We start from the raw sequence: 16,883 nt of genomic DNA on the forward strand, positions 1-16,883 counted from the left end.
AATTGTATAATTTTTGATACCACATAAAGTAAAAATATTCCTGAAAACGTCAACAACAGTAATAACAGTAAAGAAATGAATTCAATAAAAATAATTCTCACGGGAGCAACAGGAATGGTGGGTGAAGGCGTTTTAATGGAATGTCTAGAGAATCCGAACATTTCTGAAATTCTCAGTGTAAGCCGAAAACCATCGGGCAAAAAACACGCCAAATTAAAAGAATATATTGTTTCAGATTTTCTCAAAATAGATCTGAATGATGAAAACTTGAAAGGATATGATGCCGTCTTTTTCTGTGCAGGAATCAGCAGTGTAGGAATGAGCGAGGAAGAATATACCAAAATTACGTATGATACGACGCTGCATTTTGCCAAAGCAGTACTTCATCAGAATCCGGATATGGTGTTCAACTATGTTTCCGGAGCGCATACCGACAAAACGGAAAGCGGGAAAATAATGTGGGCGAGAGTAAAAGGCAGAACAGAAAATGCACTCAGAAAGCTTGGATTCCGGGCAGCATATAATTTTCGACCGGGATTCATGAAACCCGTTGAAGGTCAGGAAAATGTAAAATGGTTTTTTAAACCTTTAATTTGGATTTTTCCTGTCTTATTACCATCAAAATCATTAACTTTACAAGAAGTGGGTATTGCAATGATCAATGCTGTACTAAAAGGATATCCGACTTCAACATTAGAAATTAAGGACATTAAAAATCTGGCGATATGAAGGAAATGTTAAAAAGAATTTTTCTGGTAGCTTTTATTTTATTGGTTCTGACGGCAATTTCAGGATTTTTTTATATGCAGAAGCATCCCATGGAAGGAAATAAATTCACGGGTAAAAATCTGCGTTTTTCCGGTCAGGTCTCAAAATAAAAATATTTTTGGGAAATTATCCGTTCTAAAATCGTTTCAACTGAAATCGATTTCTGTATTTCATGGCTATTATTTTTTATTATTAACTTAAATTTATTCTTACCTGTTATTTATTAATCATTTTTTAAAATTTGCTTAAAATCTTTGCAAAGTAGAACCTTCATTTTTGCATAAATTTAATGTAAGTAAAAAATGATTAACAACTACCTGTTAAAAAGTTCTGTTGTCGCCGCATTCTTTCTTCAGGGAGCGGTTTTCGGGCAGACCTCTCTTATCCATTACTGGAACTTCAACAACAATGCTTCGGCAGCTTCCATCACTACCCCGACTTCCACTTTGGTGGGAGGTTCGATGACAGCCGTAATCAACGGAACTACTGATGTAGATTTCGCCAACGGAACAGGACAGAATTTCAATATCGACAATTTCAATGCGAGAAACGGAGATGTTTCAGGAACGCATTTACGCTATAATTTCCCGATCAACGGAAATCTTCAGTTCAATTTGCCAACAACAGGATACAATAATGTTGTCGTGAAATTTACGACAAGAAGATCCGGTTCCGGAGCAGGAACGCAGACGTGGAAATATTCTGTGGACGGAACAAATTTCGTTACTTTTCAGACGGTTTCTCCTTTAGATGCCAATCCTCAACTCATTACTTTAGATTTTTCGACAATCTCAGGAGCAGCCAACAATCCTAATTTTAAACTTAAAGTTGAATTCTCACAAGGTTCCGGAGGAACTGTGGGTAACAACCGTTTCGATAATTTTACCGTAGATGCAACCCTCATTAATGCTGCCGACACTACTCCACCCACGGTAACTTATCTTCCCTCAAACAACACAAATAATGCTCTAACGACTGTAAATCCTACGATTTCTTTTAATGAAAGTGTAAGGTTAACAGACAATTCCGCGATCAACGATTCTAATGCACAAATGCTTGTCGATTTCCGCCTTGGAAATGCTTCAGGTTCTCAGGTTCCCTTTACAACTACGTTTTCCAGCAATAAAATTACAGTGATCCCGACTGTAGCTTTAATCCCCAACCAAACGTATTATCTGGCTTTAAAACCTAACATGGTAGAAGATACCAGTGATAATGCAGTGACGGCAGTTACTTCCACCACTTTTACCACCGCAGGAACCTCAATTTCGTTGGATAAAAACTTTATTAAAGTCAGTGAAAATGCAGGAACTTTGGCATTTAAAATAAATGTTACAAATCCGTCAAATTCCTCTGTGAATTTAGTGGTGAAACCCGCTCCTTTCAGCACGGCAAACAGCAGCGACTTTACACTAACGAATCAGACGATTAATCTTACTCCTTCCACAGCGAGTTATACCGTAAACATCCCGATCATCGATGATTCGCTGGAAGAACAGCAGGCTGAATATTTTGTAGTAAGCCTTGAAAATCCGGTCGGAGCAACCATTTCCGGAGACAGCAATGCAACAGTTTATATTGTTGATAATGACAAACCCGCTCCGGTTCCAACTCATCAGATTTCTTTAAATTATATCGGAAGTTTTGATCCTTCGGGAACCAATACCAGTTCTACGGAAATTGTGGTTCATGATCCTGCCACACAGAGATTATTTACCATCAGCTCTATCACCGATGTTTTTGATATTATTAATTTCAGCAATCCTACTTCGCCAACCGTTGTTAATACCATTAATATGGCTCCTTACGGCGGAATTACAAGCATTGCCGTAAAAAACGGAATTATTGCTGCGGCTTCTCCAAACACCAATCCGCAGCTGAACGGTTCTGTAGTTTTCTTTGATATCAACGGAAATTTCCTGAAGCAGGTTACCGTAGGAGCTTTACCGGATATGATTACTTTTTCACCGGACGGAACAAAAGTAATGACCGCCAATGAAGGCGAACCGAACGATTCTTATACCGTAGATCCGGAAGGAACAATCAGCATTATTGATATTTCGGGCGGAATTTCCAATCTTACGCAAAGCAATGTTACGACGCTTAATTTTAATGCTTTTGATGCTCAGGTTTCTGCATTAGCTGCAACCGGTTTGAGAAAAGTAAGAACAAACAATACGCTTTCTCAGGATTTAGAACCTGAATACATTACAATTAGCTCAGACAGTCAGAAAGCATGGGTTACACTTCAGGAAAACAATGCAGTGGCTGAAGTTAATTTAGCCACAAAAACCATTACAGGAATTTGGGGATTGGGTAAAAAAGACATGAGCATTCCCGGAAACGGCTTTGATGCTTCCGATAACAACGGAGAGATTTTAATTGCCAACTGGCCTGTGAAAGCTTATTTTCTTCCGGATGGAGTACAGAATTATAAAGTTGGAGGAACCAATTATATTGTAACTGCCAATGAAGGAGATGAAAAAGATCTTGCAGGATTCAGTGAAAGAACCACAGTAGGCGCGAATGATTATACTTTAGATCCGGCTATTTTTCCACAATCTTCTGTTTTAAAGGCTTCTTATAATTTAGGAAGGTTCAGAGTTTCCAATGCGACAGGAAATACAGACGGAGATACAGATTTCGAGGAAATTGCAGCTTTGGGAGCGCGTTCATTCTCGATCTTCAATGCAGATACGAAGCAGATCGTTTACGACAGCGGAGACCGTTTTGAGAGATATATAGCAGCCAATCATCCATTGATCTTTAATGCAGATAATGAATCCAATACTGTTAAAAGCAGAAGCCGTGCAAAAGGTCCTGAACCGGAAGGAGTTGCTTTAGGAAATATTAACGGACAAACGTACGCCTTCATTACACTGGAAAGAACCGGCGGAGTAATGGTTTATAATATTACAGATCCTAACAATCCTGCTTTTACAGATTACAAGCATTCAAGAATGACTTCTGCATACGGAGGCGATAACGGACCGGAAGGACTTATCTACATTGCCCCAGAAAATACAACGACCGGAAAAGGATATGTAATTGTTGCCAATGAAATCAGCGGTACATTATCGATGTATGAAATTGCTAATGCTCCTACTTTGGCAACCGGAGAGGTTAAATCTGAAAAAGCAACCTTCAATGTATTCCCGAATCCGGTAACAAAAGGAAATATTCTGTATTTCAACCGAGCACAGGACTATGAATTGTATGATATGTCCGGAAAACAGATTGGAAAAGAAAAAAATGCTTTAACAATCGACACTTCGATGCTTTCCACAGGAGTTTATCTTATAAAAACTTCCGAAGGACATCTGAAAAGAGTTATTGTAAAGTAGATTATATATTATTTAGTTGATTAAATGAGCCTCGAATTTCGGGGCTTTTTTGTTTTAAAGAAATTCAGTAGTTTTAAACTTTGAAATACCATGAAAACGCAATTAGAAGAAATCATCCGTCAGGTTTACCATAAAGAAAAACGAAATCTTTTCACTTTTTTAACGGGAGCAGGAATTTCATCCGACAGCGGAATTCCTACCTATCGCGGAACAGACGGAATCTGGGTAAAAGGAACACGGTTTCATAAGCCGGAAGAATTCGGAACGCTGAAATATTTTAAGCAACATCCTGAAGAAGTTCTTCAATTTTCTCTTTTCAGGAAAAAAATGTTTGATAGTGCAGAACCCAATGAAAGCCATTTTCATTTAGCTGAAATTGAAAAAATGCTGCAGGACCGGTTTCATCTGATCACACAAAATATAGACAATCTTCACAGGCGCGCAGGAAATCAACGAATTTATGAAATTCATGGAAATAACCGTGAAATTAAATGTTCGAACGGATGTAAGGAAATTTTGAATCTTCCGGAAGAAATTAAAGGCAAAGACATCGATGAAGATCTTACAGCAAAAGATATTGAATTGCTTACCTGCTCGTATTGCGGACACTGGATGCGTCCGAATATTTTGTGGTTTGATGAATATTATGATGAAAAAACCAATAAGAAATTCAGTTCTCTGAAAGTGGCAAAAAACAGCGGAGTGCTTTTCATTATCGGAACTTCCGGAGCAACAAATCTTCCGCTTGCCATTGCTGAAACCGCATTGAAATACGGAGCCTTCATTGTTGACATCAATACAGAAGACAACCATTTCACGGAACTGATTGTAAATAAAAAAAATAAGCTGATCATCCGGGAAAAGTCTACTGAAGTTTTAAAGGTGATTAAAGAGATTATTGAAAATTTATCTGAAATTTAACATGGATAATCCGGATATTAATTTTTTAATCAAAAAAGCTTTCAAAGCCAAATATAAAAGTTATTACTGGAATCATATTTCAAAATTAAGAACATATGTAAATGATGAAATGATTTCGGAATATTTTGAAATGATAGATTCTGATGATGCAAAATTTAAACAAATCGGGATTGATATTCTATGCCAATCAGGAAATAAACGTGGAAACTTTGTTGAGCCTCTTTTTGATAAAATCTTTGAAATTTTAAGAACAACATCTGATGAAAATCTTATTTGTACATGCCTTTTTGCCATTGGTCACAACAACCAACATTTAAAAACAAAACATTTTAAAACTTTAGAAAAATTTCAAAACTCAGAATCTAAAGAGATAAGGTATGCACTTACTTTCTCTTTGCTGGGAGTTGAGAATTATAAAGCAGTTAAAATGATGATAAAACTGGCACAGGACAGGAGTCTTAGAGTGAAAGACTGGGCTACTTTTGGTCTTGGAACACAAATCGAATATGACGATGAAGAAATCAGAAGTGTCTTGTATAAAAATTGTTTTTCTAAAGACCATCAGATAAGGCATGAAGCTATAAAAGGGCTTGCAAACAGAGAAAATAAGTAAGAAACTGCTGAAATCAAACTTCGAAAGTATTCTGCATCTATTTTAGGAATTCGAAATTCAAGTCACTGTAAAATAAAAATCGCGGCAAAATTCTTTCGCCGCGACTGCTTTTTAATGCATATCGTCATAGATTCTTACGAGATCTACTACATTTTTAACCTGTAGTTTTTCAAAAATTTTCTTCTTATAGGTACTGATCGTCGACATTTTGAGATTCAGACTATTCGAAATTTCTATATTTCCGTTGCCTTCTGCGAGAAGTTTAAAAATCTGAAATTCCCTTTTTGAAAGCCGCTCCACAGAATGAATATCCGTAGACTGCATAACGAGTTTCTTCATCATATCTACCGTGTAATAATATCCCTCTTCGAATATTGCCTTCACGCTTGCTAAGATTTCTTCTTCTGTGGCGCCTTTATTAAGATATCCCGCCGCTCCTTCTTCTATGTACTGAATTCCTACATTTTCATCGTAATTGGAAAAGATAAGAATCCTTAATTGTTTCTGTTTCTTTTTCAGTTCCTTTACCATTGCTTTGAAAATACTCTGCGGAATATCAATATCAATAATTAAAAGATCATATATCTTTTCAGAAACTTTTTCTTTTGCTTCAAGATAAGTTCCTGCGAAATCTATAGTACACTGATATTCAAGTTTCGTTTCTAAAATGAGCGAAGTTCCCATTCTTACAACATAATGACCGTCAGCAATGAGTATATTTTTCATAGTGTTAGTTTTAATAATTTCCCTTTTCGGAAAATTGCTTTCCATTCAATTTTTACAGTTTCAATACAAGTTACAGACCAATATTATTTTTTTGTTATATTTTACCTGATTAAAGAGATTTACGAACATTCAATATACTGTATTATCCTGAAATTCTTCAGAACATATTATTTCCACTTTTTTACACCAACTGCTAAAAAAATATGAAACATCTAAAACATAAGAATAAAAGTATATTACAAGCATACATCCCCATATCGCATTGTAAACAATTCTGTACAAAAATAGCACATAAAATATTCATGAACACTTAGAATTATTACTATAAAAAATTTCATAATATTCTTTAAATTTTTCTTAAAAAACAGCAATATCAGGTTTAAAGACCTGTCTGAAAGTAATATATAGATAATTTCTCTATTTCATGCTGATCATATTTTTTTTGATAAATTCCAGATTCAGGGATATCTTCTAATCAAAAAATGGCAATCGACCTGGTAAGCAATTTAAATTCTATCCGCTTCTGCCACCATTCTCGTCAGAAACTTTAAGATCTATTTTAAAATAAATAGAAAATCTGTTACAGTAAGCTAAGGATAAAAAAAGACAGACCTTAAACGATCTGTCTTATAAAATATTTATTTTTATTCTTCTACTCTACATTTATTACTCTCTCTATTTCCGGAGCATATTGCTTAATGGTATTTTCCACGCCTAATTTTAAGGTTGAAAAATTTAAAGAACATCCGGAACAGTTTCCTAAAAGTTTTACGTAAACCAGACTGTCTTTCACATCGATAAGCTCGATATCACCACCGTCCTTATTCAGAAACGGACGGATGCTTTCCAGAGCTTCCAAAACTCTTGTTACAGTATCTTCGTGCGTTATATTTGTTTCCATATTTTTTTCAGTTCAGTTCTGTTTTTTTCAGATTTTAAAAAATCATTATTTTGCTTTTGGCGAGCAGCCAGCCATGGTTGTAATCTTTACCGCTTCTGTTGGCGGAAGATATTTGTTTCTTTCCACAAGGCTCTCTACCATTTTTCGGGCAGTTTCCGTATAGATTTTAGTAATTTTAGAACCTTCCTGTAAAGCTGCCGGTCTTCCGACATCTCCAGCTTCTCTGATGCTCTGGATTAAAGGAATTTCCCCTAAAACAGGAATCCCAAGATCATCTGCAAGATATTGCGCTCCCTGCTGTCCGAAGATATAATATTTGTTGTCCGGCAATTCTTCCGGTGTAAAGTATGCCATATTCTCGATTAATCCAAGAACCGGAATGTTGATGCTTTCCATCTGGAACATTGCAATACCTTTTCTTACATCTGCCAGAGCAACGTGTTGTGGTGTACTTACAATTACTGCTCCCGTCACAGGAACCTCCTGAATGATGGATAAATGAATATCTCCCGTTCCCGGAGGAAGATCAATAAGCAGGAAATCCAGTTCTCCCCAAGCTGCATCGCGGATCATCTGGTTCAATGCTTTTGAAGCCATCGGACCTCTCCAGACTACTGCCTGATTAGCTCCTGAAAAATATCCTATCGAAAGCATTTTTACGCCATAATTTTCAATAGGCTTCATCAGATTTCTTCCGTCCACTTCTACAGAAATTGGTTTTTCACCTTCCGTATCAAACATGGTAGGAACTGAAGGACCGTAAATATCTGCATCTAACAATCCTACTTTGAAGCCCATTTTTGCTAAAGTTACTGCCATATTTGCAGAAACTGTAGATTTACCAACTCCTCCTTTTCCGGAAGCAATGGCAATAATATTCTGAATTCCCGGAATTTGCTTTCCTTTGATCTGGCTTTGCTGAATTTCGCTCGGCTCCGGAGAAACGATCTTTAATTTCAGATTAATATCTTCGCCAAACTCGCTTGCGAAAGCCTGCTTCATTGCTGCTTCAAGCTTTTTCTTTTCGTGCATTGCGGGAGAATGAGCCGTCATGTCAATATAGACATCATTGCCCATTATCTGAAGATTATTCACCAAATCATCAACTTCTATCTCTTTAAGGAAACCCTGTACCTTTTCTTTCGTCAACATAAACTAAATAAATTGTTTACAAATTTACGTAATTTTTAGCTATTTAGAATAAGTAAAGAGACTGATAGATATTTTCTTTTGAGGAAAAAAGATTTAGCAGAAACAAGCTTATTAAAAATAAATTATTTCCCTTCATTTAATCATAAAAACGGTTTCATAAGTCCTTATTAATTCGGCGCAATGTGTATTTCCTCATTATTAATGAAATTTTGTTAGATTTGTTGAAATCTATATCAAGTAAAAATTACATCACCAAACCAATGAACTCTAAAAAATTCATCTTACTTTTTTTTCTCACTTCCCTATGTATCAAAGCCCAGAACTATTCGCAGTATGTGAATCCGTTTATAGGAACCGGCGGTCATGGTCACACCTTTCCCGGAGCTATTGTTCCGTTCGGAATGGTACAGCTTTCTCCTGACACCAGAATCGACGGAAGCTGGGATGGCTGCAGCGGCTATCATTATTCCGACTCAGTGATCTATGGATTTTCACACACGCACTTAAATGGAACCGGAGTTTCAGATTACGGAGACATTATGCTGATGCCAACGATGGGAAACCCCGGTTTAACACCTAAAGAATATTCATCCAGATTTTCTCATAAAAACGAAAAAGCAACCGCAGGATTTTATTCCGTTAAATTAGAAAAAAACAATATTGATGTTCGTTTAACCACGACTAAAAGAGTCGGTTACCATGAATATACCTTCAACAATGCAGGAAATGCGAATATTATTTTAGATCTGAATCACAGAGATAAACTGCTGGAAGGTGAAGTAAAAATCATTGATGATAAAACGATTGAAGTTTTCCGCAGAAGTGAAGCTTGGGCAACGAACCAATACATTTATGCAAGAATTGAGTTTTCAAAACCGATGTTTAGATCTAAAGATCATGTTGTAAAGCCTAGCGAAAGAGGGGTTTCTATACCTGAGAAAGTTACAAAAGGTGATGAAATTCAAATAGCATTTTCTACAAAGGTCAAAAAAGGCGAAAAAATTCTTGTAAAAGTGGCGATTTCACCTACAGGGTACGAAGGAGCGGCAAAAAATATGCTGGCTGAAGGGAAGTCTGATAATTTTGATGACATTCAAAAAAATGCTGTTGCAGACTGGAATAAAGAATTATCTAAAATCGAGGTTAAATCTTCCGACAAAAATAAACTTGCAGTTTTCTACACAGCAATGTATCACGTGTTCACACAACCGAACATCTATATGGATGTTGACGGAAAATACAGAGGTCGTGACAACAAATTCTACATGGCAAACGGATTCGATTATTATTCGGTTTTTTCGCTTTGGGATACTTTTCGCGGAGCGCATCCTTTGATGACTTTAACCGACAGAAAAAGAACGGCAGATTTCATCAATACCTTTATTAAACAATATGAACAGGGCGGAAAACTTCCGGTTTGGGAACTGGCTTCCAACGAAACGGAATGCATGATCGGTTACCACGCAGTTTCCGTTATTGCCGATGCGATGGCAAAAGGAATTACAGGTTTTGATTATGAAAAGGCATTTCAGGCTTCTAAAAACTCTGCTATGCTAGATATTTTTGGGTTAAATGCTTACAAACAGAACAATTTCATCAGCATTGATGATGAGCATGAAAGTGTTTCTAAAACCGTAGAATATGCTTACGACGACTGGTGTATCGCTCAAATGGCTAAAATTTTAGGCAAGAAAGAAGACCATCAGTATTTCATGAAACGTTCTCAGAATTGGAAAAATCTGTACAATCCAAAGAATGGGTTTATGCAGCCGAGAAAAAACGGAAACTGGCATGAACCTTTTGAGCCGAGAGAAGTTAATAACAATTATACCGAAGGAAATTCGTGGCATTATTCCTACTCTGTTCAGCAGGATATTCCGGGACTGATCGCGGCACATGGCGGAAAAGAGAAATTTGAACAATTTATTGATGGTATTTTTTCTGCACCGGACAAAACAACAGGAAGAGAACAGGTGGATATTACCGGATTAATCGGACAATATGCACAGGGAAATGAACCGAGCCACCACATCGCATATCTTTATAATTACGTAGGAAAACCTGAGAAAACAGATGCAAAAATTAAATTCATCCTTGATAATTATTATAAAAACACACCGGACGGTCTGATCGGAAATGAAGACTGCGGACAGATGAGCGCATGGTATATTCTGAGTGCTATGGGAATTTACTCTGTAACTCCCGGTTTACCGGAATGGCAGACAACGAAGCCTTATTTTGATGAGGTTAAAATTCATCTTGAAGACGGAACAACAAGAACGATTACTCCCAATACAAACAGAGAAGAGCTTAAAAAACTTGGTTTTGAAAATGCAAAATCGTTTAAAGATTTTAAATATGATGAATTAACGGCATCTCCTGTTATTTCTGCTGCAAGAATTTTTGATTTAAATACAAAAGTTGAGATCACAGCGCTAAATCCTGATGACAAAATTTACTATATGACACTGGATGAAGGTGATGCGAACGTAAGAAAAATGTTTACCGCCTATAAAGGTCCTTTCACCATTACTAAAACCACTCAGGTTGCGGCTTACGCGGAAAGAAATGGTGAAAAAAGTTCAATTGTAAGAGCCAATTTCAACAGAAGACCGAATAACTGGGACATTACGGTAAATTCCACTCCTACCCCACAATACACAGCAAGCGGAAAATTATCTTTAATCGACGGAATCAACGGTGATACCAACTGGAGAAAAGGAGAATGGCTGGGTTATCAGGGACAGACTTTTGAAGCGATTATCGACATGAAATCACCTCAACAATTCACTCAGTTATCTTCAACCTATCTTCAGGACAGCCGCGCATGGATTTTGATGCCTAAAAAAGTGGAATATTATGTTTCCAACAACGGAAAAGATTTTATTTTGCTAAAAACAGTTGAAAATACTCTGGATCCGAAAGATGAAACCGTTCAGGTAAAGGATTTTTCAACGGAGGTTCTTCCTACACAGGCTCGCTACGTAAAAGTAAAAGCCTACCATTTCGGGAAACTTCCGGAGTGGCATCAGGGAGCGGGCGGTGATGCTTATATTTTTGTGGATGAGATTTCTGTGAAATAATTATTCATAAAATTCTCTGAAAGCATAATCCTGAAATGAATATTATGTTTTTATGATTCAAAATCAGAAGTATCATAAAAAAGTTAAACTGTTTCTGAAAAAAAGGCTGTCTTAGAATCAAAGACAGCCTTTTTTATTTTTGCCCTGAAAATAATTTAATCTATATATTTCTTCTTAAACCAGGTATCAAGAACATTCATGCTGATGCTTAACATGTGGTAATTTTCTTTAATGGAAACATTTTGCTGTAATCCGTGAATGCCATAACCGTAGCTTACGTTAAGATTAACACGATTCAGAGGAATTCCCAAACCGGCGGTAAACTCCAGCTTATCTATTTTAACTTTATTAATTTTGTAATATCCGGTATCATAATTTACTCCGAAACGATACACAAAGGCTTCCGATAATTTTTCAAATCTCTTTTTCGCAGGCAAGATCTCCAGTCCCAGACCGTAAACATTCTGTCTGTAGTACTGTTCAGACGTTTCTGTATTTTTTACTTTATCCCAGTTGCTTTGTCTGAAATCGAAAGTCATCCTGTATTTTTCCTTCGCAAGAATTCCTACTCCCGCTCCCATCTCAAAAGGTAATGAAGAGTCTCTGGAAGAAAGACCGGAAGTAACGGTATTGGTATAATCCTTATCTTCCGTGTAAGAAACCTCCCGTTTTGAAACGAGTTTACTCCCAAAATTCACAATTCCTCCAAGAGTAAGTTTAAAATTATCACCAAATTCTTTTTTATACTGCGTCCCCAAATTGTAACTAAAACCTGTATATCTTACGCTTCTGTTGATTTCAACTTCTGTAGTCGTAGAGATAGTTTCTTTCCTGTAAATGGTTCCGAAATTATTGTTTACCTTCCCGCCCAGACTCCAGTTATCATTAATTTTATACGCCAGACTTATTCCCCACTTCGATAGTCCTCCGCTTCCTTCGTACGTCACAGGATATTCGCTTACCGTACCTTCGATAGGAATAGTGGAAGAAATCTTATAATCCGAAGAAGTGGTAGGCTGCATACTGATCCCAATAAATGCTTTTCTGGAAATTCTTAAGGCAGCGCTGAAGTTTGTAAAGTTAGAGTTCAGCCTGTTGTCTGATCCCAAATTGCTTGAAATAGTATTATACTTCAAGATCCCGCTTACATTGAAAACAACATTTCTGGAGCTAAGATCCGTCATTGAAGCCGGATTTTTAGAGTTGATATAATCCGGAGCCTCCAGAGCAATTCCTGTATTTCCCAAAGCGATATTTCGTGCATCATCTACGTTATTAAAACCTCCAATTCCGAAATAGGAATATGGTGAAGAGTTTTGGGCATACATTACAGAAGTAAAAATGCATGAGAATAAAATACCTGCCGTTGTTTTATTTTTCTTGTTCATAAAATTAATCTTGCATTTAATATCCCAGCATATACACCTTCAGTTTCGCCGGATTTGTTTTATTTTTTTGGTCTCCTGTAACTAACCTTCCGCAAAGAACATCTGCATATGAAGATGGATACATTAAAATATTATAATTAGAATTTGCCGATTCTGACAGTATGGTGTTTACATAGCTCTTCACGGAAAAATTGTAAGTATGTTCATTCTGAAATTCGCTACCGGCTGAAAGACTCGTTGCAATTTCCGTACTTCCGTCTGAGGTGTAAGTGCTTACAATATTGTTAAATTTATCTCCCAGATAATAATAAAGAGGTGAAGGATTATAAAAGTTATCGGAATAATATCCGACCACCGGACTCAGAGACAATGTGGCATCGATAATTTTATAATTCTGATATACATTCTTCAAAGACTTCAGATAAGGAATTTCTATCCTTGTATACACTCCTATCCCTGCCATCATGTAGGCTCTGTTCCCCAAATTTGCAGAATAAATGGGTTTTGATGAAGAAAGCCCATCCAATTGGGATCCTGTAAAATCACTTTGTATTTTGTTATATTGATAGGTTGTACTCGGATTAAGATCCAGCGTATACTTTACAGGCTCCGTACCGTTTTGTGATGCGGTGTGGTAATACATTCTCACAATATTGGAAACCTTCTCTTTTGTACTTTTATTGATCTGAACCTCATACGAGGAATTAATTCCGAAACGCAGAATCGCATTATTATTGGAGGAAGGTACTAAAGCAAGACCTTTATAAAAATTAAGAAAATATTCCTGAGTGGTTACATCACTATTTTTAAGCGTATTAAATAGCGATTGTCCGAAAGACTGATCCAGTTTTATCTTCACGTAGCTGCTGTCTGTATTGGGTCTCGGAAAAAACTCTGCCTCTCCTATGGAATTAGAAGAATAATTAAAGTGGCTTTTGCTGTAAAGATATCCGTTGTTCAGTTTAATACGGTCTGTTAAAGGATAAACATTCAGTTTGTAAGAAGTAAGAGTATCTCCGTAATAAAAATTTGTGTTCGTAAGATACATCACAATAGAATCGAAAACCGCAGTTGTAGGCGAAGACAGCGTATAGCTTTCTGGTGTCAGTTCAAAAAGAGAAGAAGAATTTACCTTTCCGAAAGTCTGGTCATTGATGGCTCCGATCATCATTACACTTTTCCCTGATGTTACTACAGAATCTTTCATAACGGTAGACATCTTCATTGTGAGAGTATCAATCATAACAATTTTAGATTCGGCATCCATCCAGGAGCTTCCCACTTCATAGGTGTTGCTTTCGTCCTCACAGGAAAATAAAAGGAACAGCGAAAAACACAATAAAAAATATTTACACATCTTTTTTCCGCAAACATATCATTAAGTTCATATTAAGGTAAAATTTATTCTTCCGTTGCCCTTGAGTTGTAGACGGTTGAGAAAAATATCGGGATATCTTTAAATTTTGTAAAAAACAGAGAATCTATCTTCAATAGATGCCCATTCGCCTACAAAAAAACCGTGTTCGTCTAAAAAATTTTCAGAATACTTGGGAATTAGATTCATTTGCACAAAAAAAGAATGAATAATGAATGGTAAACTTTCAATTTTAGCACTCACTCTTGCAGGGACATTTTTAGCTGTAAGCTGCCGAAATGATGACGATGATGATGAACTGATAGGAAACTGGGTAAGAGTTTCTGATCTGGACGGCAAACCCCGCTCTAATGCATCTGCATTTGTAGTAAACGGAAAAGGATATATCACCGGAGGATATGATGGGGAATATTATTATAATGATTTATGGAGTTATGATCCCAATGTAAATGCCTGGACGCAGAAAGCCGATTTCCCGGGAGCTAAAAGAAGTTCCGCAGTAGGTTTCGCAACCTCTTCCTACGGATATGTAGGAACGGGATACGATGGACTGAATAAGTTAAAAGATTTTTATAAATATGATCCTTCATCCAACACATGGAGCCAGATTACAGATTTTCCGGGAACAGCAAGATATGCTGCGCTGGCATTCGGTATCGAAAACAAAGGATATGTGGGAACAGGATATGACGGAAGCGAACTGAAAGACTTTTATAAATATGACGAGTCTACCTCATCATGGAGTTCCATCAACAGTTTAGGAGGTTCAAAAAGAAGAGACGGAGCTACGTTTGTAATCAATAATGTGGCATATGTAGGATTCGGAAGTAACAACGGAAGTCTGGTATCCGATTTCTGGGCTTTTGATCCCATCTCTGAAACATGGACACGAAAAGTCGATACCAGTAATGACGACGATTCGCAAAACCGTGTTTCTACAGCCGCATTTTCAGCAAACGGTTTGGGCTATGTAGCTACAGGATCTACCGGAAGTGTTACCAATACCACATGGGAATATGATCCTTCTACGAACGACTGGACACAGAGAACCTCCTTTGAAGGATCTTCCAGAGAAAGTGCCTGTGCGTTTTCCATAGGAAATTATGGCTACGTTCTTACAGGAAACAGTGGATCTTCTTACTTTGATGATATTTGGGTATTTCGTCCTAATGAAAGCGAAAATGATGATGATTAAAACAATGATCCGGCTTTTGCTTTGCTGTGGAATTCTACTTATTAGCTGCGGTAAGAAAAGTACAGGTCTGGAGATTAAGGTTACGAAGCAAAATTCAGGATATGGATATCAGATTTTAAAAAAACAAAAAGTTATAATCAATCAGCCGTTTATTCCTGCAATAGAGGGAGAAAAAACATTTAAAAACAAAGAAGATGCGCAGAAAACGGCTGATCTTGTAATGAACAAAATTGAAAAAAAGATGTTCCCAAGAATTTCTACACATGAACTAGACTCTATGAAGATAGCGTATTAGATGCTTTAATTACAATGAAAATTCCTTCAATAGTTTTATTGAGGGAATTTGTGTAACCAGACAAACAGACTCATTTTATGACCACTTTTTTAAAAAAACTACGAAGCACTTACATCTACCACTGGATCATTTGGATCATCCTCATCTTTTTTAAGCTGATTATGGATTATTCTGTTTTCGGAAACTTTCTTTTTCTGATGAATATCAAGATTTTCATGGTATCTATCATTTTATTTTACATCCATTATTATCTGTTTTTACCTTTTCTCATTCGTCAGACTCCGAAAAAAATATTCATCATCACCATTTCATTTATCATCATTTATGTTGGTCTCATGATTATTTTTTTGCCTCCAATGCCGAAACACCCCCCATTTAACACGAAAGATTTTCCTAAGACCGGAAAAATGCTTCCTCTTCGTAAAGGAATGAATATTTACGATATCTTTTTTAAAATAGGAATTTTCTCTATTATCTTCAGTACTCTGCTTTTTTTTGTAGATAAATGGATCGAAAACGGAAAAAAAATAAAAGCGCTGGAATTTGAAAGGCAATCCAGTGAGCTGAAAATTCTTAGGGAGCAGATAAATCCTCATTTCTTTTTTAATGCACTCAACAGTATTTATTCATTATCTATTATTCAGTCTAAAGATACCCCGAGAGTAATCCTAATTCTGTCTGATATTATGCGTTATGTGCTGAACACCAAAAGTACACTTAAGAATAATCTGAACGATGAGATTTCAAATATTAAAAAATACATCGAAATACAGTCCATCCGCTTCAGTAAATTCAATAACATGAATTATGAATTTTATGGTAACTTTGATGCTTATGAGATTGAACCCCTTCTACTTCTTACCTTTGTAGAAAATGCTTTTAAATATGCCGATCTGAAAAAAGGACGTCTGGAAATCAAAGTCCATCTGGAAAACGGAACGCTGAATTTTTTCATCAGTAATTTTTATGAAAATAAAAGCTATGAGAGCAACGAAGACAGTAAACTGGGAATTGAAAATACAAAAATGAAGCTGAACTTGCTTTATCCTGATAAATACGATTTACAAATTGATAATAACGGTTCTGAATATAAAGTAAATTTGAAACTTCAACTGAATTGAT

At 36.4% G+C, this 16,883-nt stretch carries 14 protein-coding genes; 9 read left to right on the forward strand and 5 right to left on the reverse strand.

The features are described 5' to 3' along the window. Window positions 1–75: 75 nt before the first annotated feature. From KKI44_RS08260 to KKI44_RS08280, 5 genes are all read left to right on the forward strand, one after another. Window positions 76–729 carry an NAD-dependent epimerase/dehydratase family protein gene (locus tag KKI44_RS08260; protein ID WP_214590578.1) on the forward strand — a complete coding sequence of 218 codons (654 nt, stop codon included), beginning with the start codon at window positions 76–78 and terminating at the stop codon, window positions 727–729. Beyond that, entirely contained in the window at window positions 726–878 is a 153-nt protein-coding gene (locus KKI44_RS08265) for a hypothetical protein (RefSeq protein ID WP_157967229.1), read from the forward strand. Before KKI44_RS08260 ends, KKI44_RS08265 begins: the two co-directional genes overlap by 4 nt. 192 nt (window positions 879–1,070) lie before the next feature. Next, on the forward strand, window positions 1,071–4,112 hold the full coding sequence (locus KKI44_RS08270) for a choice-of-anchor I family protein (protein WP_214590579.1): 3,042 nt from the start codon (window positions 1,071–1,073) through the stop codon (window positions 4,110–4,112). A 90-nt stretch (window positions 4,113–4,202) separates the two neighbouring features. After that, window positions 4,203–5,033 (forward strand): SIR2 family NAD-dependent protein deacylase, encoded by an 831-nt coding sequence (locus tag KKI44_RS08275; RefSeq protein ID WP_214590580.1) that lies wholly within the window; start codon window positions 4,203–4,205, stop codon window positions 5,031–5,033. 130 nt (window positions 5,034–5,163) lie between these two features. Next, window positions 5,164–5,646, forward strand: coding sequence for a hypothetical protein (locus tag KKI44_RS08280; RefSeq protein WP_214590581.1), 483 nt, complete (start codon window positions 5,164–5,166; stop codon window positions 5,644–5,646). 111 nt (window positions 5,647–5,757) lie between these two features. Here the strand turns inward: KKI44_RS08280 and KKI44_RS08285 are convergent, their stop codons facing one another. The 3 genes from KKI44_RS08285 to KKI44_RS08295 all read right to left on the reverse strand — a co-directional run bounded on the left by KKI44_RS08285 (window position 5,758) and on the right by KKI44_RS08295 (window position 8,425). Continuing rightward, a complete protein-coding gene (locus KKI44_RS08285; protein ID WP_214590582.1) occupies window positions 5,758–6,372 on the reverse strand; it encodes a response regulator transcription factor in 615 nt (204 codons plus the stop codon). 652 nt (window positions 6,373–7,024) lie between these two features. After that, window positions 7,025–7,273: a NifU family protein gene (locus KKI44_RS08290; protein WP_214590583.1), complete on the reverse strand. Its 249-nt coding sequence runs from the start codon at window positions 7,271–7,273 to the stop codon at window positions 7,025–7,027. Window positions 7,274–7,318: 45 nt separating this feature from the next. Next, window positions 7,319–8,425 (reverse strand): Mrp/NBP35 family ATP-binding protein, encoded by a 1,107-nt coding sequence (locus tag KKI44_RS08295; protein ID WP_214590584.1) that lies wholly within the window; start codon window positions 8,423–8,425, stop codon window positions 7,319–7,321. Between the two features lie 260 nt (window positions 8,426–8,685). Here KKI44_RS08295 and KKI44_RS08300 point away from each other — a divergent pair, with 260 nt between their 5' ends. Next, window positions 8,686–11,508 (forward strand): GH92 family glycosyl hydrolase, encoded by a 2,823-nt coding sequence (locus KKI44_RS08300; protein WP_214590585.1) that lies wholly within the window; start codon window positions 8,686–8,688, stop codon window positions 11,506–11,508. Window positions 11,509–11,663: 155 nt separating this feature from the next. On the opposite strand, the gene KKI44_RS08305 is transcribed toward KKI44_RS08300, so the two are convergent. Further along, window positions 11,664–12,896, reverse strand: a complete 1,233-nt coding sequence (locus KKI44_RS08305) for an OmpP1/FadL family transporter (protein ID WP_214590586.1) — start codon at window positions 12,894–12,896, stop codon at window positions 11,664–11,666. 16 nt (window positions 12,897–12,912) lie between these two features. Next, window positions 12,913–14,253 (reverse strand): DUF4270 family protein, encoded by a 1,341-nt coding sequence (locus tag KKI44_RS08310; protein WP_214590587.1) that lies wholly within the window; start codon window positions 14,251–14,253, stop codon window positions 12,913–12,915. A gap of 229 nt (window positions 14,254–14,482) precedes the next feature. Here KKI44_RS08310 and KKI44_RS08315 point away from each other — a divergent pair, with 229 nt between their 5' ends. The 3 genes from KKI44_RS08315 (at window position 14,483) to KKI44_RS08325 (ending at window position 16,882) form a co-directional block, all read left to right on the forward strand. Further along, the gene (locus KKI44_RS08315) at window positions 14,483–15,466 is read left to right on the forward strand and encodes a Kelch repeat-containing protein (RefSeq protein WP_214590588.1); all 984 of its coding nucleotides are present in this window, start codon (window positions 14,483–14,485) and stop codon (window positions 15,464–15,466) included. Further along, the gene (locus KKI44_RS08320; protein ID WP_214590589.1) at window positions 15,456–15,761 is read left to right on the forward strand and encodes a DUF4907 domain-containing protein; all 306 of its coding nucleotides are present in this window, start codon (window positions 15,456–15,458) and stop codon (window positions 15,759–15,761) included. Before KKI44_RS08315 ends, KKI44_RS08320 begins: the two co-directional genes overlap by 11 nt. Window positions 15,762–15,838: 77 nt before the next feature. Further along, complete coding sequence (locus tag KKI44_RS08325) at window positions 15,839–16,882, forward strand: sensor histidine kinase (RefSeq protein WP_214590590.1); 1,044 nt, start codon at window positions 15,839–15,841, stop codon at window positions 16,880–16,882. Window position 16,883: the final 1 nt, after the last annotated feature.

The sequence above is a fragment of the Chryseobacterium sp. ZHDP1 genome, from assembly GCF_018603435.1.
Taxonomy (GTDB): Bacteria; Bacteroidota; Bacteroidia; order Flavobacteriales; family Weeksellaceae; genus Chryseobacterium; species Chryseobacterium indicum.